This is a genomic window from Chryseobacterium sp. CCNWLW53 (assembly GCF_037083525.1).
Taxonomy (GTDB): Bacteria; Bacteroidota; Bacteroidia; order Flavobacteriales; family Weeksellaceae; genus Chryseobacterium; species Chryseobacterium lathyri.
In genome coordinates this window covers 547,015-568,351 of the sequence record NZ_JBAOJR010000004.1, presented here as the reverse complement: position 1 = coordinate 568,351, position 21,337 = coordinate 547,015, and the positions used below count along the sequence as shown (strand labels likewise).

Sequence of the window (21,337 nt, the reverse complement as noted above, 5' to 3'; positions counted from 1 at the left end):
ACCCTTTAAATCAATCAGACGATGAACAAGATATTTAACCTGTTATTCTTTGTAAAAAAGAGTAAAGTACGCCCTACCGGAACCACCAATTTACATGCCGAATCACGATAGATGGCAAAAAAGCGGAGATTTCCTCCAAAAAGTATGATTGAGCCACAGAAATGGGATAATAAAGGACAGAAAGCAACCGGAAACTCTCAGGAAATCAAAATACTGAACATTTATCTTAAAACTTTGGAACAAAAAGTTTACGATTACTACTACCATACCACAAATGCCTGAAGAATCTGCATTCTTCAGGCTATATTGATTATCAGCTGTCGTATAATCCATTTACAGGAAGTCAGGTTTTTATGTTGGATTTTGCTGCAGAGCTAAGGCTTGTTGGTAAACAGGCAAGAACAAAAAAAAATTCAATATTAACCTAATATTTACAGCTATTTTTAGGGTTTTTACATTTAACATTTTTTATCTTTGGGAATTAACCTTAAGGATTATTAAATGTCAGAAGAACAGAAACGCCAGTTGCAACAGCAACTTTGGAATATAGCGAATACTTTACGTGGTAAAATGGATGCGGATGAATTCCGGGATTACATTTTAGGATTTATCTTTTATAAATATCTTTCAGAGAAAATACATTTTACGGCTAATAAAATCTTGTTAGATTCTGGCGAAGATGTTGATTACAATGACGTTGACGAAAATTCTAAAGAAGGAAAAGAAATTGTAGAGGCCATTTATGAAGAAGTAGTCGAATATTTGGGATATTTCCTGAAACCTTCGGAACTTTTCAGTAATATTGCTAAAAAAGGACATCAAAAACAAGAAGGTAAATCTAACTTTATTTTGGCTGAACTTTCTAAAATTCTTAATAATATTGAGCAGTCAACATTAGGGACAAATAGTGAAGATGATTTTGAAGGACTTTTCGATGATTTAGATTTAACTTCTGCAAAATTAGGACGAACTGAAGACGAAAAAAATACATTAATCTCCAAAGTTCTGTATCATTTGGATGATATTGATTTCAATCTATCAGATACCAATGCCGATGTTTTAGGAGATGCTTATGAGTATCTGATTGCACAATTTGCAAGTGGAGCTGGTAAAAAAGCAGGTGAATTCTATACTCCTCAACAGGTTTCCACAATTTTAGCAAGAATTGTGACCAGCAGAAAATCACAATTAAAATCTGTATATGACCCGACTTGCGGAAGTGGTTCTTTACTTTTGAGAGTTGCCCGTGAAGCGAAAGTAAGCGATTTCTACGGTCAGGAAATGAACCGCACGACTTACAACTTAGCAAGGATGAATATGATTCTTCACGGTGTCAATTACAGCAATTTTGATATCCGTCAGGAAGATACACTTGAAAAACCCCAACATCTTGACAAAACTTTTGACGCCATTGTAGCCAATCCGCCTTTTTCTGCAAAATGGAGCGCCAATGAGCTTCATCTTTTGGACGAAAGATTTTCACAATATGGAAAATTAGCACCTTCATCAAAAGCAGATTTTGCTTTTATCCAGCATATGATTCATCATTTGGACGAAAACGGAATTATGGCAGTAGTTATGCCCCACGGTGTTCTATTCCGTGGTGCAGCCGAATTGGTTATTAGAAAATATCTGATTAAAGAGAAGAACTATTTAGATGCTGTGATTGGTTTACCTGCCAATATTTTCTTTGGAACAAGTATTCCGACTTGTATTTTAATCTTTAAAAAATGCCGTGAAGCAGATGAAGATATTTTGTTTGTAGATGCAAGCAAAGAGTTTGAAAAGCAGAAAAATCAAAATGTGTTGCTTAATACTCACATCAATAAAATTGTTGATACTTACCAAAACCGTACGGTAATTGAAAAGTTCAGTCATAAAGCGACTTTACAGGAAGTAGCAGATAATGATTACAATCTAAATATTCCTCGCTATGTTGACACATTTGAGGAAGAAAAGGAAATTGACATTCAGGTGGTAATGGCAGAAATTAAGGAGCTTGAAGCGAAGCGTTCTCAGTTGGATTCTGAAATTGAAGTTTATTTGAAAGAATTGGGATTAGTAAGCTAATTTTTTTTGCTTAACAAAATCCTCAAGGCTTAGAATTTTAACAAATAAATAATCAAGATGACAGAAGAAAATAAAAGTGTAAAGAATTTTCCTAATTTACGATTTCCAGGGTTTGAAGGACAATGGAGCAAAACTACTTTAGAAAGTTTGGGGAATATAATAACAGGCTCAACTCCTGCAACGCATGAAACTACTTTTTATAATGGAAATCGCCTATTTGTTTCTCCAGCTGATTTACAATCAAATAGGTATGTTTTTAAAACTAAAACGACATTAACAGAAAAAGGATTCAATAAAGGCAGAAAAATTAGAAGAGGAAGTACGTATTTTGTCTGTATTGGTTCGACAATTGGTAAAGTAGGTCAGGCAACTGAAGATTCAATTACAAATCAGCAGATTAATTCTGTTATTCCATTTGATAACGATGATGATTTTGTGTTTTCATTGTTAGAATATTCTTCATTTAGAATTAAATCTCTCTCAGCAGAACAAGCTGTACCAATCATTAATAAAACAACTTTTTCGAATATCATAGTTGCTATACCAAATATAGAAGAGCAAAAAAAAATTTCTTCACTTTTCAAGCTTTTAGATGAAAGAATCCAAACCCAAAAGAAAATAATTGAGGATTTGCAAGTAACAAAAAAAGAAATATCATTCAAGCTTTTTAAGGAAGGATTTAACTCATCAGAATCAAAAAAAGAAAATCTTCAAAAATTAGGAGACTTAACCTATATTGTCAATAAAAAAAATAAGGAAAACCTAAAACTACCAGTTTATTCAATCAACAATAAAAAGGGATTTATAAGTCAGTCTGAACAGTTTGAAGGAATTGATAGTGACGAGAGAGGTTATGATATTTCGTTATACAAAATAATAGAGAAAGAAACCTTTGCTTATAATCCTGCAAGAATCAATGTTGGTTCAATCGGCTATAGTAGAAATTTGGAAAATATTATTATTAGTTCCTTGTACGTCTGTTTTAAAACAATAGATGAAGTTGATGATGAGTTTTTATTTCAGTATCTACGAACTGATATTTTCAGAAAAGAAGTTTTAAGAAATGTAGAGGGAGGTGTTAGAGATTATTTATTTTATGAAAATTTTTCAAGAATAAAAATTAATCTTCCAGATTTGAAAGAACAAATTAAAATAAATAAGCTTTTATTCAAATTTGATGAGAAAATAACCCTAGAAAACGAATTATTAACTCAATACGAAAATCAGAAAAAGTATTTATTACAAAATCTGTTTGTTTAATAGATTTTGATTTCTAAGAAAGCCTCTTCAAGGTTTTGAACCTTGAAGAGGCTTTTTTTATTAAACAAACAAATTAGCTAAAAGAAACTTCTTCTGAAGCTCTAATTTTTCTAAAATTTGTTTTTCCGTTTCTATTTTTTCTTGAAGAGAAGAAAGAAAATTAGCAATTTTAGTTTGCTCATTTACGGAAGGTAAAGGTAAATTTATATCAGAGAAATATGTATAACTAATCATTTTCCCGTCTCTTATACCTTCTAATTTTTTATTGAGTTGTTTTATATAATATTCAGATTTAAAATAATACTTATAAAAATAACTATTTACTTCAATCTTATTTCTTAAAATTATATATGCAGGACTACATATACCTTTATATTCAGAATATTCAATACCTCCTTGAAATGACCTTAAACTAATTATAAAATCTCCTTTCTCAACAATTTTATAACTTTCCACACTTTTATCAGTCACTGAAATTTTAAAATCAATTAAATCTCTAGGAATAGCTCCATATTCTTGAGTTATAGCTAAAATTGGTAATTCTGAATTATGATTTTTATTTGAAATATTTGAAAAAACTTCATTTCCTTTTTTGCTTTCCCAAGAAGGAAATTCTGATAAGTCAGTATTTTTAAATCTAATCTTTTTATTAAACAATTTATAACCAACTCCTTTAATTAAGGTTTCTAATTGTTCAATTATTTTCTTTTGGGTTTGGATTCTAGAGTCAATTAATAATAATAAAGATGCAATTTTTTCTTGCTCTTCAATTGAATCTGTGATTATTGATTCAACCTCTAATAAATTTTGGACAGATAATCCGGGTTGAGCCATACCGGTAGCATACTGATTTAAATTTAGATAGTTTAACAGATAAAATAACCAAGTGGAATGTACTTCTTCTTTAGGAGTTACAACAACTGCGTGCTCAGTTGCATAAAATTTATCATATACCCTTGTTATATTTCCACAAAGTGCTCCTTGTCTACCAATTAAAGAGTATTCTCCCTCATAATTATATGAATAAGTAAATCCTCTTAATCCATTTGCTCCATAACAAGGATATAATTTATTATTTGTTTCCTTTAAAACCTCTGAAGCACTGACAAATTTTCCAGCTTGCATTTTACATATATCTCCCAACTTTGTTACTTTCCAATTCTCCTCAAACTCGGGAAATCTAAGCTTTGGTAATAAATTAGGAAAGGCAAGGATTGATTAAAACTCAGGTTAAGGCTCAATAACTGAAAATCCCCAATGTTAATTCATAACTTTTGAAATTAGTTAGAAAATCATTAAAAAAATCAAAAAATTATGACAAGAAAGAAGACATTGACAGAAATCGCGGAACTATGGAAGAATGACAAAAAGCTGTATGTGAAAAAATCAACCTTTTCGGCTTATGTACTGTTGCTGGAAAATCATTTATTGCCTGTATTCAAAGACTATTCTGAGATTGAGGATGATGAGGTACAGAAGTTTGTATTTCAAAAATTAGAGCAGGGATTAAGTCAGAAAAGTATCAAAGATATTCTCATTGTTTTGAAAATGGTACTGAAGTTTGGTGCAAAGAATAAATGGATTGAGTTTATCAATTTTGATGTGCAATATCCTACGGTTAGGGAAACTCATACGATTGAAGTCTTGAGCAGAACTCATCAGAAAAAAGTGATGAGCTATATTCAGGAGCATTTTACCTTTAGAAATTTGGGTGTTTATATCTGTCTTTGTTCTGGAATGAGGATTGGGGAAATTTGTGCGTTGACTTGGGAAGATATTGATACCGATAATGGAATTATCAATATTCGAAAAACGATTCAGAGAATCTACGTCATTGAAGATGGAGAACGAAAAACAGAATTGTTGATTGATACACCAAAAACAAAAAATTCCATCCGGGAAATACCGATGAGCAGGGATTTATTGAGAATGCTTAAACCGTTTAAGAAAATTGTGAATCCTGCGTTTTATGTGTTAACCAATGATTCTAAACCTACAGAACCGAGAACTTACCGAAGTTACTATAAAAATCTGATGCGTTTTCTTGAAATTCCCGATATCAAGTTTCACGGTTTGAGACACAGTTTTGCGACACGATGTATCGAAAGCAAATGCGATTATAAAACCGTGAGTGTTTTGCTCGGTCATTCCAATATCAGTACAACTTTGAACTTATATGTTCATCCCAATCTGGAACAAAAGAAAAAAGCCATTGACCAGATGTTTAAAGCGCTAAAATAGTTGTAGTTATCATTGATTATTTCTTACATTTGGGAAAACTGAAACAACTTTGTCAGAATTCATACTTCTGACAAAGTTTTTAACCAAAACTCAAAACCGAATGTCAAGTCAGCCGGAATATATTTTAGAGCAGAAATTAGTAGAACAATTACAACAGTTAGGTCACAAAAAAGTTACGATATGTAATGAGACAGACCTTATTAAAAATCTAAAAACTCAGCTCGAAATTCACAATAAAAAAACATTCTCAGATACTGAGTTTGAAAAAATCCTCAATCATCTTTCCAAAGGAAATGTTTTTGAAAAAGCTAAAACATTACGTGACCGATTTCATTTTTTTAAAGATGACGGTACTTCGGAATGGATTGAATTCATCAGTCAAGACCATTGGTGTCAGAATCAGTTTCAGGTAACGAATCAAATTGCTCAGGATGGAAATTTTAAAAACCGATATGATGTAACCATCCTAATCAACGGCTTACCTTTGGTACAGATTGAGCTGAAACGCCGAGGTCTGGAAATGAAAGAGGCTTTTAATCAAATCAACCGTTATCATCATCAGTCTTTCAATTCGGGAAGTGGATTGTTTAACTATGTCCAGTTGTTTATCATTAGTAACGGAGTTAATACAAAATATTATTCGAACAACGCAAAGCAGACATTTAAGCAAACGTTCTTTTGGTCTGATGAACATAATAATAACATAACTCAACTCGACCATTTTGCTCCTGCATTTTTAGAGCCTTGTCATATTGCCAAAATGATTACCAAGTATATCGTTTTGAATGAAACGAATAAGATACTGATGGTTTTAAGACCTTATCAATATTATGCCGTTGAGAAAATTGTTGACAGAGTAAGAAATACCGATAAGAATGGATTTATCTGGCATACAACAGGTTCGGGAAAAACATTGACTTCATTTAAAGCGAGTCAAATCCTGAAAGAAATTCCGAAAGTAGAGAAAGTTGTTTTTGTGGTTGACAGAAAAGATTTGGACTATCAGACTCAAAAAGAATTTGACGCTTTTGAAAAAGGAAGTGTGGATGCCACTGAAAATACAGCACACTTGGTTAAACAACTTTCCAATAATACAAAACTTATTGTTACCACTTTACAGAAATTAAATACCGCTATTACCAAAGAAAAGCACGGTAATAAAATCGATAAACTTAAAGATAAAAAAGTAGTTTTTATTTTTGATGAATGCCACAGAAGTCAGTTTGGAGATACGCATCAGAATATCAAAAAGTATTTTAAAAATGCCCAGATGATTGGCTTTACGGGAACTCCGATTTCTGAAGTGAATTCAATTGGGAAAATAGACGGAGCTCCGGCAACAACTAACAGGCTTTTTGAAGACTGTCTGCATAAATATGTCATTACAGATGCAATTCGAGATGACAATGTTTTGAAGTTTTCTGTGGAATACGTTGGAAGATACAAGGAAAAAGAAGGAAGCAATACTTACATTGATACAGATGTTGAAGCAATCGATACACAGGAACTTCTTGAAAGCCCGAAACGTCTTGAAAAAATTGCAGATTATCTCATCGCAGAATACGGAAGAAAAACGCACAATAGTACTTTCAATGCAATGTTTTGTGTAAGCAGTATCGATGTTTTGCAGAAGTATTATGACCTTTTCCAAAAGAAAAAAGAAGAAGGTAAGCATCAATTAAAAATTGCGACTATTTTCAGTTATGGAACTAATGAAGAGTCTAAAGATGCCAATGGAATCTATGATGAACCCGAATTTGGAATGGTTGCGGAACCGCAGGCGCAATACGGAGATTCTCATAGCAGAAATGTATTAGAAAGATATATTGGTCATTACAATGAAATGTTTGGAACGAACTTTACCACCAAAGACAGCCAGAGTTTCTACAATTACTACAATGATATTGCTAAACGAGTCCGCAATAAAGAGATTGATTTAATTATTGTAGTCAATATGTTTTTGACTGGATTTGACAGTCCACAACTGAACACTTTATTTGTTGATAAAAATCTGAAGTATCACGGATTAATACAGGCATTTTCACGTACCAACAGATTGTTAGGCGAAAAGAAATCGCAAGGAAATATTGTTTGTTTTAGAAATCTAAAATCTGCGACCGATGATGCGGTGACTTTATTTTCTAACAAAGAAGCCATTCAGGAGATTATTATTCATCCTATTGAAGATTATATTGAGCTTTTCAACTCTGCTTTGGATACATTAAAGATTGTTGCCCCAGAAATTGACAGTGTCAACAGTTATCAAACCGAACAGGAAAAGTTTGAATTTATCACTGCTTTCCGTGAAGTAATGCGTGTTCTGAATGTATTAAAATCATTTGCGGATTTTGATTTCAATAAGTTGGAAATGACCGAATTTGAATTTGATGGTTACAAAAGCAAGTATTTGGATATTTGGACTGAAATTAAAGGTGGAGACAAAGGAGGCGAAGGAAAAGCCAGTATTTTGGATGATGTGGATTTTGAGCTTGAGCTAATTCATCGTGATGAGATTAACGTTAGCTATATTCTATCTCTTTTAGCCAATCTTACTGACTCAAATCTAAAAGGCGATAAATTAGAGAAAAAGAAAAAAGAAATCAGAGATATTCTTTCCGGCGATGCCAAGCTTCGAAGCAAAAAAGAACTGATTGAAAAATTCATTGAAGAAAACCTACCTCATATTTCTGACGGAGACAATGTCAATGAGGAGTTTGAAAAATACTGGAATAAAGAAAAAAACTCTGCTTTTGAAAAAATTGCTACAGAAGAATCTTTGAATAAAGACAGATTCAGAGATGCTATTGATGATTTTCTTTTCACTTCCAAAACTCCTAAAATAAGTGATACGCTAAAGCTGCTTGAAATAAAACCAAAGCTTACTGAACGTAATAATATTGGAAGAAGAATTATTCAGAAAGTGCAGGATTTTGTGGATGTGTTTATTGATGGGGTGGCATCATGAAAATTTTATTATTTACGGGGTTTCCGTATTATTTATTCATTAATTTGTTCTAAACTTTTTATATTAAGAAGAAATTAATATTAAAAACATATGGATCAATCAGAATTTATTGAGCAACAAAAAGCAATTAATAAGCTAACTGCCTTGGTTAGAAAAGGAGCAACCATTAAAGATTGCTCACATCCTAGCAAAGAAGAATGTCAACTACCTATCAAAAGCGCACATAGTTTACAACGTCAAGGCTCTTTAAAACATTTGGAGAAAACGATAAATAATAATGCATTTATTTATTCACATACGGATAGACAAATTAATAAAAAATACGGTTTCTTAGATTTGAAGCCTATTGGTAGAAAAGACGCATCAACGTTTTTTGGTTTTTGTGAATTTCACGATACTGAATTATTTAAGGAAGTTGAAAACGACCCTGAAGCGACGGATATTGAAAATGATATGCATTGTTTTCTCCATACCTATAGATCTTTTTCTCATTCGTATCATAGAAAATATGAGGAATATAAACTATTCACTTCAGAGGAAAAGGAAGTTGTAGAACATTTTAACAAAGCGTATGGGAAAGATAAAGAGGATATTGTCAAAGGAGTAAAGCTAGCTTTAGAAGACTTGGAAATTCCGAAAAAACGTATTGATGATTTATTACTTAATAAAAAATACGATGGTCTTAGATATTATTGTTATGAATATTCCTATCGTTGTCCTGTCGCTTGCTCCGGAGTAACAACACCTGGTCATTTTAAAAATGGAGAACCACTTAATTTAAGTGAAAATTCAAATAATAAATATTCTGACATTTTTACAACGGTACTGCCATTAAAAGACAGAACAGTAATTATATTAGCTGCTTTTCCTGATGACGAATTGGCAATAAAATATTTAGACGAATTAGATACAGTTTCAGATGATTTAGAATTTGAAAAGTATTTATCATTCCATATTATCAATAATTTAGAAAATGTTTATATCTCTCCATATTTTTATGATAGAAAAGATTATAAATGGAGGCAAAGTTATTGTGAATTAATTAATATTATTTCGAATAAATATACTCCTTATATTAGATTCAATAAAAGATTTCCTATAAACTATTTTGCAAAAACGGAAAGTATTCGTTCTGAGTTAACTTAATAAATATAGAATCCACATTGTTATTTATAGTTGGAAATTTGAACTTAAAAAATTTTAACCTCGAAAAAAAATATTCATTGCCAATTTATAACAATTGTTTTTAAAAAAATGAACAAAATAAAAAACTTATAGCCAAAAAAAACTAATGGAAACCATAAAAGAAATACAGAATAAATCAGGAGAAAGCATTAAATCTCTTTTTATTAACACGGATCATATCAGAATACCAGCCTATCAGAGAGCATACAGTTGGGAAAATAAACAATGCTCACAATTTCTTGAAGACCTTTTAGAGCAGAAAGGAAAGCGATATTACTTAGGGCAGTTTTTGTTTGAAAAAGAGGGCGGGACATTGTTTATAATTGACGGACAACAGCGTTTGACAACAACAATTTTATTCCTTTCCGCAATTGCAAAAATCCTAGAAAAACAAGGACAAAATGTTGAGCAAATCAGAAGTACATATTTAAATGATGTTTTTAGAACTATTGAGGATGATCAGATTATTTTTAAAAAAGTAAGTCAAAAACATTTGATTTCTACTATTGATGATACTGAAACAATTTCTCAAAAAAGAATTATAGCAGCATTTAGTTTTTTTGAAACAGAATTGGACAAGATTGATAGTGATAGTTTATATCTTTTACAACATACATTAGAAAATGCTATAATTAGTACCTTCTATATAGCCAATAAAGTGGAAGCTGCCCAAGTGTTTGAATATCAAAATAATAGAGGGAAGGAGTTGTCGAGATTTGAAATTATTAAAGCATATTTAATGCATCAAATCTACATACACAGTGAAAACGACATTCAAGCTAACAATGATATAGCGGACATTCAAAGAGAAATTTCTCAAACATATAGATACATTGAAGCTGTTGAAGGTTATTTTACAGAAAATGAGCTATTAGATAATTACTGCAATTTGTATTTTAATACGAGCGGCTACATTGAAGAAATTAAAGAAAAATTAAATAAAGAACTAAATAAAACCAAATGGATAAAACTATTTTTTGAAAATTTTGTTGAATTGACTCACAGTGCTAAAAGCATTGTTATTAATAAACATCTTCCTGAAATAACAAATCTATTTTTTGTTGGTAATGAGGCTAATTGGAAATTAGTTTTATTGACAATATTCAATAAAGGTGAAGTATCAGGGGATATTTTTAAGCATATATTAAAACTTCTTGAAATTCTCTGCTTCAAATTAAAATTAGGTGATTTCAGAAGCGATAGTTTGCCATCTTATGCGAAAAAATATTTCAAAGCTACAGATGGTTATGATATTGAAAGTTTATATATTGATATAAAGTATGCAACTGAATATGGATTCCAATGGTATTGGAATAACAATGATTATTTTCAAAATATAATCTCAAACTATTTTGATAGAGAAAAGAATCATTATTATAAATCACATCGAATCAAGTTTGTTCTTTGGCAGTATGAAAATAGCATAAGAATTAAAAATAAATCGGGTGCGCTCTTGGATAAAGATCTTTACAATAGTTATACAATAGAACATATTAAACCACAAACTCCAGCAGAAGGAGAATATACTGACGAATTTAGAAATGATTTTTTACAAATTCTAGGGAATTTAGCTTTATTAACCCAAAGTCAAAATAGTAAGTTTAGTAATAAATCATTTGAAGATAAAAATGTACTTTTTCAAGATACTGCTCTCTCAAGCTACACAGAAATTCGTGATCAGCCTATCTGGACAGAGAATGAAATTTCAGATCGACATATTAGAATTTCGGATTTTGCAAAAAAATATTTTGATACAAACAATTTATACTTTACTAAGTAATATTAACTTTTTGAATTTATGTACCAAGAATTACAAGCGCAAGTATTTAATTGGCTTAAAAATAAATATAATCAAGATAATAGCTTTACTTTTTCGTTGCGACAAAAAGCCAATAAAGGGGCAGAACTTAATTACTTTATAGGAACGGAAAAATCAAAGTACTTTTCTACAACATTTTGGTATGTGCCAGTTGCTTACCCAGGCTCATCAAGTGATCTAATTAACTTAGTTATTACTATAAGAAGAAATAAGAAAATTGAATTTCATCTACAATTTAACCAGACAAAAGATCCGCACGATGATCAGAATACTTATGCTTTAGAATTTATCCAAAGTATAAAACCTCTATTTAGAGAAGTTTTTCCAGATGGTTTGTTTGCACCAGATGCCAACAAGATGGAGTTTTTTGCGGCTTATTCAAAATCACAATATGGTAGTTTTGAAGAGTTACAAAATGATTTAGAAGTATTTTTGGGTAAGATAATTCCTATTGTAGATCAACAAATCTTTGCTCTAAAAGAAAAATACCCCGCATTTACTGCTCATCGGTTTTCTTCAGATGATCAAGAGAAAATGTTCAAAAAAATGGAAGAGCGATTTGAAAAATATAAAGTTATTGAAAATCTTACGGAAGAATTGGAAGAAGAAGAAGAATTGATAATGGTTGATTCTGAAATTGATTTTGATTTTCCTCTCAATCAAATCCTCTACGGTCCTCCCGGAACAGGAAAAACTTACAATACTATCAATAAAGCTATTAGTATAGCCAATTCAGAATTCAATTTGGAGCAGGATAGAGATATTATAAAGAAAGAATATGATCGTTTAGTGAAAAATGGACAGATTGTATTTTCTACCTTTCATCAAAGTATGAGTTATGAAGATTTTATTGAAGGGATAAAACCTCAGATTGAAGAAGATTCTGATGGTAACAAAACGGTTATTTATGAAATAAAAAATGGCGTTTTTAAGCTAATCTCAGAAAAAGCACAAGAAAAGAGACTAAAAGAAGAAACAATTAATCATCAATTTGATTTTGATGATGCTTGGGATTCTATCATTAATGAAGCGAATGTAGGTTTAGAAAATAATAATCTTTTAAAGCTCTCCATCCAAACGCCTAATCTGGGACTTAAAATTGTTGATGTCACAGAAAAAGGAAATCTAAAGCTTAAACCGATATATTCTGAGGAAGCAAAGGAATATATTGTTTCATACTCCCGAACAAAAAGACTTCAGAATGCTTTTCCTGATTTATCTGTTATCAAAAATATAGATAAAGAGTTCAGAGCAGTAATTGGTGGTTCAAATTCGACTGCCTATTGGGCTGTGATTAATTATATAAATCAGAAAATTAATTCAGAAAAAAAAACAACTAGACAAGAAGTTGTTCTACCTACATTACCACACGTTTTAATCATTGACGAAATCAATAGAGGAAATGTTTCTCAAATTTTTGGAGAGCTTATTACTCTGATAGAGGAAGGTAAACGTCTTGGAAATGAGGAAGAATTAAAAGTGACTTTGCCTTACAGTAAAAAAGAATTTGGTGTTCCATCTAATCTTTACATCATCGGAACGATGAACACTGCAGATAGAAGCGTGGAAGCTCTTGATACAGCGTTAAGAAGACGCTTTAGTTTTGTAGAAATGATGCCGGATGCGGAAGTGGTTGAAACAGTAGGTTTTTCAGATTTTCCAAGAGTTCAAATTATGCAGAAGATTAATGAAAGGATAGAACTACTGTTGGATAAAAATTATACTTTGGGGCATTCTTATTTTATCAAAGATAATTTTCGAGCTTCTTTTAAAAACGAGATTATTCCACTCTTGCAAGAGTATTTTTATAATGATTTTGGTAAGATAGGATTAATTTTAGGAAGAGGTTTTGTAAGAGAAAAAGAGATTTCTAAGTTGGCTCAAAAAAATATATTTGCAGAATTTGATACCAGAAATGATATTGAAATTATAAAATCTTATGAACTTATTCCGTTTGAGGAAGTCGATTTTAATATGGCTTTAGATTTATTATTAGCTTGACAATGTTGAGGCGAGATTATATTCAGGTTTTTGAACACAGTTTTCTGGCTATCGGAGAAAGTGGTTTTGAGAAGCGGCATTTTGAAGCATTATCAAAACTCAATGCTCTACACAATTATCAGTATTTTGATTTGAAACATAATGGTATAGTCTTCAGACAATTTGTTGGTGTGATTCAGGTTGATGGATTGACGATAGAAATCCTGCCTAAAATAGACCGTTACGAATCTGAAAATGAAGATAATAGAACCAAGTGGCAAAAGGTTCTGATAGAAATGTTGAAGGTGACCCACAAGCTGAAGATTCAGCAAGTAGGTGGGGCGAATGTTTCCAGACAGTCTATACATCTTTTGGATATTTATTTTGAATGGTTTTTGAGCGAGGTGCAATTGTTGATTCATCAGGGCTTAATCAAACAATATTATAAGGAGACAGGAAATGTAAAGGCATTAAAGGGAAAGCTGGAGTTTGCCGGCCATATCAATAAAAACTTAGTTCATAAAGAACGATTTTATACTACACATCAGGTGTATGAAAAAGACCATCTGATTCATCAGATTTTGGGTCAGGCTTTGGATATTATTTCCCATCTTTCAAAAGGAACTTATCTGTTCAGCCAATGTAAAACTGTACAGCTAAATTTTCCTGAAGTGAAAACCATCAAAGCTAGCGAACAAACGTTTACTAAAATTCTCAAATCCAGAAAAACAAATCCTTATGATAGTGCTTTAGCCATTGCCAGAATCATTATTCTGAATTATGCGCCTAACGTTTCAAGCGGATTGGAAAATATGCTGGCTTTGCTTTTTGATATGAATAGCCTTTGGGAGGAATATGTGTTGGTCAGATTAAAACAGGCATCACAATTAACTGATATTGAAGTCTATGGACAAAATTCAAAAGCGTTTTGGAATGGGATTACTATTCGCCCAGATATTGTTTTGAAAAAAAATGATGAGGTAATTCTAATTATTGATACAAAGTGGAAGAATATCGATCAATCTCAACCTTCAACACACGATTTGAGACAAATGTATGTTTATAACGAGTATTGGACAGGTAAAAAGTCTCTTTTGTTATACCCTTCGAATGAGAATAATTTAGAGAATTTTTTCGGTTTTGAAAAAATTACAGAAAATGAACATCATCAATGTGGTTTGGGAAAAATTTCTGTAATAAATTATTTGGGACAATTAGATGATTTTATTGGAAGGAAAATATTAAATATAGTTAAGGATTAGAGGTTGTTGTACCACCATTAAAAAAAAACAAGTCAAACTTAATAATACAAAAATAAAAACAGAAACCAAAGATAATGAGCTTCTAAATCCACCACCTAAATTCTGTCAAGGTCAGGCCCTGCGGTTTTCAGAAAAAGTTTTTGTGCATAAAATATACACAAAAACTTTTTCCAAAAAACCTTGACAGAATGCCACGCTCATTTTCAAAAGGCTTTCTTTTTTTCTTTTTTTTAATTTTTTTTCTTCGTTTTGTTTTAGAAATATTTCAATTGAGAAATTTAAGGGGCAAAGAAAAGGGTCAAATTCTTGGATTGAACTCTAAAAAACCTGTTCAAATTTTGGACTTTTTACTTGCAGATTTGAGCAGAAATTTTTAGTTTTACTAAGTAAAATTTAAATTAGGATTTTACCGCTTTTTTGCAGATGACCTATTTAGGGCCATTCATAAGATGCTACAGCTAAATGCTTATCAATAAAGGGATGAAGGGAGGTTACAAAATCCCTCTCTCTCCGCCAGTTGGGGAACCAAATAAAATCAAAAACCTTTAAATCTTAGTATTTAAAGGTTTTTTTGTTGTTTTGAGTGATTAAAATATATCAAAGAAACACCAATCGAAAGTGAGTAATTTTTACACATAATTCGAAATATATATTGTTTCTCAGGCTCCACTTCATGATATCAGAACTTATGGTTGTATTGAAGCTCTCCCGTGAATCCTAACAGTAAAACAAGGTTCCTTTATTGCAGTTTCCAGAAAAAAACATTTTATTGTGCTATAAGGTTTCACCTTCAAATAATTTTAGCAGGTCTGTCTTATTGCAATAGTATACATCAGTTATTTTTTTAACCGGATTTTTTTGTAATTATTTGATATAGAGATCGACAGGACGGAGCAGGATACTTGATATTAGTTTTGTGAATAGATTAGTTAACACAAAATTGATATTTATGAAAAATAAACCTTTACTATTTAAACGAACTCTTGAATCTTTATTGTTTTGTGGATTAGCATTATCTGCTATAGATTTGAGTGCCCAAACATTAGCATTTCCGGAAGCTACTGGTTTTGGCAGATATACTGTGGGAGCAAGAGGTGCCACAAATCCTCAGATTTATCTGGTTACCAATTTAAATGACAGCGGCCCGGGCTCATTCCGTGATGCGGTGAGTCAGCCGGGACGGTTTGTTATATTTAAAGTGGGAGGTATTGTTAATTTGCAATCGGTTGTTGCTGTGGCAGCTAATACCACGATTGCCGGGCAAACTGCTCCTGGAGAAGGGATCTTATTTTTGGGACCCAGGGTATCATTCACGGGAGCCAATAACACGATTGCCCGATATCTTCGTATCCGTTATGGCGGAACATCTCAAAATCAGGACGCATCAGGAATAGCCAACGGAGCAAATATCATCTTAGATCATATGACTTTTACCTGGGGTACAGACGAGGTATTTTCAGTTAACTGGGATAATAACGGCACAAGTCCCGATAATATAACGATTCAGAATTCTATTATAGGACAAGGAATGCACCGCCATAATCATTCGGCGGGAGGATTAATGCAACCCCCGCCGGGAGGGAAGATCAGTTTAATCGGAAATTTATATATCTGTAATAAAACCCGCAATAATAAAATAAAAGGAATCAACGAGTTTGTTAATAATGTGGTTTACAACTGGGGTAATTATGGAAATATTTACGGGCACACCCAATCCGGGGAGGCATACATCATGGGAGGTGATTCGGCGGGAAGCTCTTTTGCCAATATCATCAACAATTATTTTATCGGAGGCCCAAATACAAGCAATACGGTTACTACACCTTTCAGCGTAGGAAATGCGAATTTCAATTTATACGGATCCGGAAATTATTTCGACAACAATAAAAACGGAGTATTGGATGGGACTGCAGTTCCTCAAAACTTAACGGGATATCCTGTCGGTGATCCGGCAGCAATAATGGCTAACCCATATGATTATCCGATGAAAACCCCTGCATTAACCGCTCAGGAGGCATATGATAAAATTGTTACAGGTGTAGGAGCATCCTATCCAAGACGTGATCAGGTAGATGGTTTAATGATTTCAGATTTAATGTCGAAAGGAACAACAGCTACTTATGTTTATGTACAAACTGATTTAGCGACTCAATTTGGTTTCACTAATGGCGGTGCAGGACACGTTTATGGAGCGCCGGCGCCTTTGGATACGGATAATGACGGTATGCCGGACGCATGGGAAACGGCTAATGGGCTGAATCCAAATGTATTCGATGCTTTGGCTGTAAGCACAACACATGCTCCGTATCTGAATATTGAGGTTTATATTAACAGTTTACCCAATACAACTCCTCCGGATTTCATTATTCCGCCAACAAATGTGAATTTCACCAATTCAGTCACAACTACAGGAGCTTCATCTTCAAGTTCTTTAACAGTTAATTGGAATGATAATGCTACGAATGAAACTAATTATGTTGTAGAGCGTTCTACCAATGGTACTAATTTTACAGTCGTTGCAACATTGGGAGCGAATGCAACAAGTTATAATGAAGTCGGTTTAACGCCTGATACTCAATACTATTATAGAGTTAAAGCAACGAATGCGTCAGAATCTTCAGTTTACACATCAAATACGTCAGTAACCACGCCGCCAGTCCCATCGGCTCCCACAAAAGCAATTAACCCGATTCCCGCAACTGGTAATAATAACGTTGAGTTGAACAGTGGAAATCTGCTTTTAAAATGGAGTGGTAGTTCAAATACAACAACATATTCAGTTTATTTTGGAACAGATCCTTTAAATTTAAGCAATATTGCTACTGTACCTTATTCTGCTACACCATCATATCAGCTTACTAATTTAAATCCGGCAACAAATTACTATTGGAGAATTGATGCTGCTAATGCCCTTGGTATTACTGCAGGAGATGTATGGACTTTCCGTGCATTGACACCCGGTCTTGTCGGGAACTGGCCATTCGCTGAGGCTCCTTCCGCAGGTGCTCAAATTGCAGACGTAACATCTTTTGCCAATCATGGGATATTAGATACAGCCTATGATAATGCCAATGTAAGAGTACCAGGAAAAGAAAACAACGCCCTTGATCTGGCAACTTCATCTGGTAATATCTACATAGCCAGTATTCCTCATCAGAATCATATTTTATTTGATAATCATTCTTTTACTGTTTCTTTTTGGATGAAAGCTCCAACAAGCATGGTCCCAACGTCTTCGTCTACAAGCCTTTATGTATTGTGCAAAGGTTCTTTCACTAAAAATACAGCAACAGGAGCTACAGGGAAACGTTTTAATGTAGAAATCAAAGGAGGTCTGCTGCGATATGCTATTGATGATGACGTTACAAAAAAGGAAATCACATCACCTATTGCCAATTATTTTACTGATAACTGGGTGCATGTTGTGATTCAGAGAGATATTGCTGCACATAAAATGAGAATTTACACTAATGGTACTTTAAGCACTGAAGGAGATGAAAGTACGGTGACAGGTATCGGTGAAGCAAGTGATTTGATCATCGGGAATATTGGTGAGCTTGAGTTTTTATCAACCGCCAACGCTCCGGCTCCTTATAAAGGCGCATTTGATGAGCTTAAGATGTTCAATTATGCATTATCTTCAGCGGAGGTATATGCTTTGTACAATCAGGCAGTATTGGGGAATGATGAATTCAGTATCAGCAAAAATGTTGGAACAGTATATCCAAATCCTGCAAAAGACCAGATTTCCATTAAGCTTCCCGAATATAAAAAAAACAGTTTAACAATGACAGTTATTGATCTGACAGGAAAGATTGTTATCAAAGAAAAAATTAATGCTGATGGAAACGGAATATTTAAATTAAATATTGTAAACAAAACAGTCTCAGGGAATTATATACTCAATGTTTCAGGCGAAAATCTGAATAGTAATTTTAAAATTATTATTAAATAAAAATTACCAAAGTTTAATTTCATACATTTTAAAAAGAAGTCCTTTCAATCCATTTGAAAGGACTTTTATATTGTAAATATTTTTTTTAACCATACAATTATCGTTAAAGAAATTATTTCGGATATTTTCTAAATCAACCTTTTATGTTTAAAAATTAGATTTTTTTACATTCATAAGAAAGTTATCATTATTTTTGATTTTTACAATTCAATTGACTAATTATGTTTAGACCAAAATTTTTAATTTCCGGATATATTTGTGCAATCGTTTGCATTGATCCTTTTCTGAAGGCACAAAATTCTATTCATGTAAAAAATACATTGAATTTTTCAAGAAATGAAGTGGTTTCGGTACCCATTTCTCAATTAACTTCTTTTTTAAGCACAAACAGCGAATCTGATCTCAGAATAAAGGATAGCAGTAAAAAGATTTTACCCATTCAATGGATAGATTATAACGGGGACGGAAAAAGCGACGAACTCCTTTTTCAGGCAAATATTGAAGCAAAAAAAACAAATATTTATACCCTTATTGCAGATACTAAAATTCCAATTCCTGAAAGCGAAATTTCAGCATATTCAAGATTGGTTCCCGAAAGAGTAGACGATTATGCCTGGGAAAATGATAAAATAGCATTCCGTGTCTATGGCCCGAAAGGTCAGAAAGAAGCCCTGGCAGGGATAAAAGGAAGTACACTTTCCAGCGGTGTTGATATCTGGTTAAAAAGAACCGATAAACCGGTGATCAACAAATGGTATAAAGGCTACCTGACTGATCCTTTGTATTATCACAAAGACACAAGAGGCGAGGGTTATGATCCTTACCATGTTGGAGATAGCCGCGGAACGGGTGGAATCGGAATTTGGCTGAATGAAAAGCTTCAGGTATCACAAAATTTCGTGAGTTCCAAAACCATTGCGGAAGGCCCTTTAAGAACGGTTTTTGAATTAACTTACAATTCGTGGAGTGACTTCGGAGTAAAAGAAACAAAACGGATTTCTCTTGATCTGGGCTCAAATTTTTCAAAGTTTGAATCCAATTTTCAGGCTGAAAAGCCGGTTCCAAATTACACAATCGGAATTACCCTGCATAAAAACGAAGGCGAAACAAAACTGAACGACGAAAACGGATATTATCTCCACTGGGAAAAAATTGACGATGCTTTTGTAGGGGAAGGAGTGGTTGTAGATCCTAAAATTGTTGAAAGATCTGTTGCTTTTAAATCCGAAACTGCGGATCAGAGTAACCTGTTAGTTGTGACAAAACCTCAAAATAATCTGACTTATTATGCCGGATTTGCGTGGCAGAAAAGCGGACAGATTCAGACACAAAAAGACTGGGAAATTTTATTGCAAAAACAGTCTCAGATTATTGCGAACCCATTAATTGTTAAAGTTAAATAATGATGAAATTAAAACTTTCAATAGCTGTCTTTTCCTTAACAACAGCCATTTTTTCTGCCCAGGTCAAAGATACTTTAGCCGAAAAAATGTTAGTATACCAACTTCCAATTGGCGGTTGGGGCAAACAGCTCAGCGATAAATCTGTAGTGAGCTATAGCGCACCCATTGACAAAAATTTATTAAAAAAAATAAAATCAACTGGGGATGATCACGCTACCATTGATAATAATGCCACTTCAAAGGAAATTAACACCTTAATAAAAGCCTACAAAACCACAAAAAATCCTGAATATTTGAAATCTGCCGAAAAAGGAATTCAATATCTTCTTTTAATGCAGTACAAAAACGGTGGTTTTCCTCAATATTACCCGAATTCGGCGATTTACAGAAAGCAAGTCACTTACAATGACGATGCGATGATCAATGCTTTAACGGTCTTATATAATGTGGCGGAAGGGAAAAATGATTTTGAGGTTGTGGATTCTAAACTAAAAGAAAAATCAAAAATAGCCGTCCAAAAAGGAATCGGATGCATCTTAAAAACTCAGGTTTTGCAAAAAGGAATTCCCACAATCTGGGCAGATCAATACAACGAAATTACTCTTCAACCAGATAAAGCACGGGCTTTTGAGCCTATTTCTCTGGCAACCGGCGAATCAGTAGGAATTGTGAGATTTTTGATGCTGCAGCCTGTCACCCCCGAAATTGAAAAGTCAATAAAATCTGCTGTAAACTGGTTTAGACAAAATAAAATTGAAGGATACAGCTACAACGTTTCAAAGGTAAACGGAAAAGCAATCAGAACGTTGGCTGAAGATAAAAATTCGGTGATCTGGGCAAGATTTTATGACATCAATAATAACAAGCCTCTTTTTGGCGATCGGGACGGAAGCGTAAAATACAACTACAACGAAGTTTCTGAAGAAAGAAGAAACGGCTACAGCTGGTTTGGAGATTCTGCAGATAAACTGATCAATAAAGAGTTTCCGAAGTGGGCTGAGAAGAATAAGGTGGCACTGTAGGCAGCACTCCGGAAACCTGAAAACTAGCGAGTTCAGAGAGTAGGAAAAAACGCTCGATAAAAGAAAGGAAATTAGAAGATAGATGCTTGATTTTTACAGAATTGAGAAGGAGAAATTGTTGCGTCATTACGTTCCTCACAATAGCAAAAAAGACTGAGAAATTCTCAGTCTTTTT

General features: G+C 33.0%; 13 protein-coding genes. 12 read left to right on the top strand and 1 reads right to left on the bottom strand.

The features are described 5' to 3' along the window. Positions 1-111: 111 nt before the first annotated feature. The 3 genes from V6R96_RS15605 to V6R96_RS15595 all read left to right on the top strand — a co-directional run bounded on the left by V6R96_RS15605 (position 112) and on the right by V6R96_RS15595 (position 3,330). Entirely contained in the window at positions 112-282 is a 171-nt protein-coding gene (locus tag V6R96_RS15605; RefSeq protein WP_336379216.1) for a hypothetical protein, read from the top strand. Between the two features lie 219 nt (positions 283-501). Further along, the gene (locus V6R96_RS15600; protein ID WP_336379217.1) at positions 502-2,070 is read left to right on the top strand and encodes a type I restriction-modification system subunit M; all 1,569 of its coding nucleotides are present in this window, start codon (positions 502-504) and stop codon (positions 2,068-2,070) included. A 57-nt stretch (positions 2,071-2,127) separates the two neighbouring features. Beyond that, positions 2,128-3,330 carry a restriction endonuclease subunit S gene (locus tag V6R96_RS15595; RefSeq protein ID WP_336379218.1) on the top strand — a complete coding sequence of 401 codons (1,203 nt, stop codon included), beginning with the start codon at positions 2,128-2,130 and terminating at the stop codon, positions 3,328-3,330. 60 nt (positions 3,331-3,390) lie between these two features. Here V6R96_RS15595 and V6R96_RS15590 read toward each other — a convergent pair whose 3' ends face one another. Beyond that, the gene (locus V6R96_RS15590) at positions 3,391-4,545 is read right to left on the bottom strand and encodes a restriction endonuclease subunit S (protein ID WP_336379534.1); all 1,155 of its coding nucleotides are present in this window, start codon (positions 4,543-4,545) and stop codon (positions 3,391-3,393) included. A 99-nt stretch (positions 4,546-4,644) separates the two neighbouring features. Here V6R96_RS15590 and V6R96_RS15585 point away from each other — a divergent pair, with 99 nt between their 5' ends. The 9 genes from V6R96_RS15585 to pelA all read left to right on the top strand — a co-directional run bounded on the left by V6R96_RS15585 (position 4,645) and on the right by pelA (position 21,162). After that, positions 4,645-5,571 carry a tyrosine-type recombinase/integrase gene (locus V6R96_RS15585; RefSeq protein WP_336379219.1) on the top strand — a complete coding sequence of 309 codons (927 nt, stop codon included), beginning with the start codon at positions 4,645-4,647 and terminating at the stop codon, positions 5,569-5,571. Positions 5,572-5,671: 100 nt separating this feature from the next. Continuing rightward, positions 5,672-8,536, top strand: a complete 2,865-nt coding sequence (locus V6R96_RS15580) for a type I restriction endonuclease subunit R (RefSeq protein WP_336379220.1) — start codon at positions 5,672-5,674, stop codon at positions 8,534-8,536. Between the two features lie 90 nt (positions 8,537-8,626). After that, positions 8,627-9,682, top strand: coding sequence for a hypothetical protein (locus V6R96_RS15575; RefSeq protein ID WP_336379221.1), 1,056 nt, complete (start codon positions 8,627-8,629; stop codon positions 9,680-9,682). A gap of 145 nt (positions 9,683-9,827) precedes the next feature. Next, entirely contained in the window at positions 9,828-11,501 is a 1,674-nt protein-coding gene (locus V6R96_RS15570; protein WP_336379222.1) for a DUF262 domain-containing HNH endonuclease family protein, read from the top strand. 18 nt (positions 11,502-11,519) lie between these two features. After that, positions 11,520-13,541, top strand: a complete 2,022-nt coding sequence (locus tag V6R96_RS15565) for an AAA family ATPase (protein WP_336379223.1) — start codon at positions 11,520-11,522, stop codon at positions 13,539-13,541. A 2-nt stretch (positions 13,542-13,543) separates the two neighbouring features. Continuing rightward, entirely contained in the window at positions 13,544-14,782 is a 1,239-nt protein-coding gene (locus V6R96_RS15560; protein ID WP_336379224.1) for a 5-methylcytosine restriction system specificity protein McrC, read from the top strand. Positions 14,783-15,731: 949 nt separating this feature from the next. Further along, on the top strand, positions 15,732-18,737 hold the full coding sequence (locus V6R96_RS15555) for a LamG-like jellyroll fold domain-containing protein (RefSeq protein WP_336379225.1): 3,006 nt from the start codon (positions 15,732-15,734) through the stop codon (positions 18,735-18,737). Positions 18,738-18,958: 221 nt separating this feature from the next. After that, the gene (locus tag V6R96_RS15550; RefSeq protein ID WP_336379226.1) at positions 18,959-20,140 is read left to right on the top strand and encodes a DUF4861 domain-containing protein; all 1,182 of its coding nucleotides are present in this window, start codon (positions 18,959-18,961) and stop codon (positions 20,138-20,140) included. Next, complete coding sequence (gene pelA / locus V6R96_RS15545; RefSeq protein ID WP_336379227.1) at positions 20,140-21,162, top strand: pectate lyase; 1,023 nt, start codon at positions 20,140-20,142, stop codon at positions 21,160-21,162. Before V6R96_RS15550 ends, pelA begins: the two co-directional genes overlap by 1 nt. The last annotated feature ends 175 nt before the right edge of the window (positions 21,163-21,337 follow it).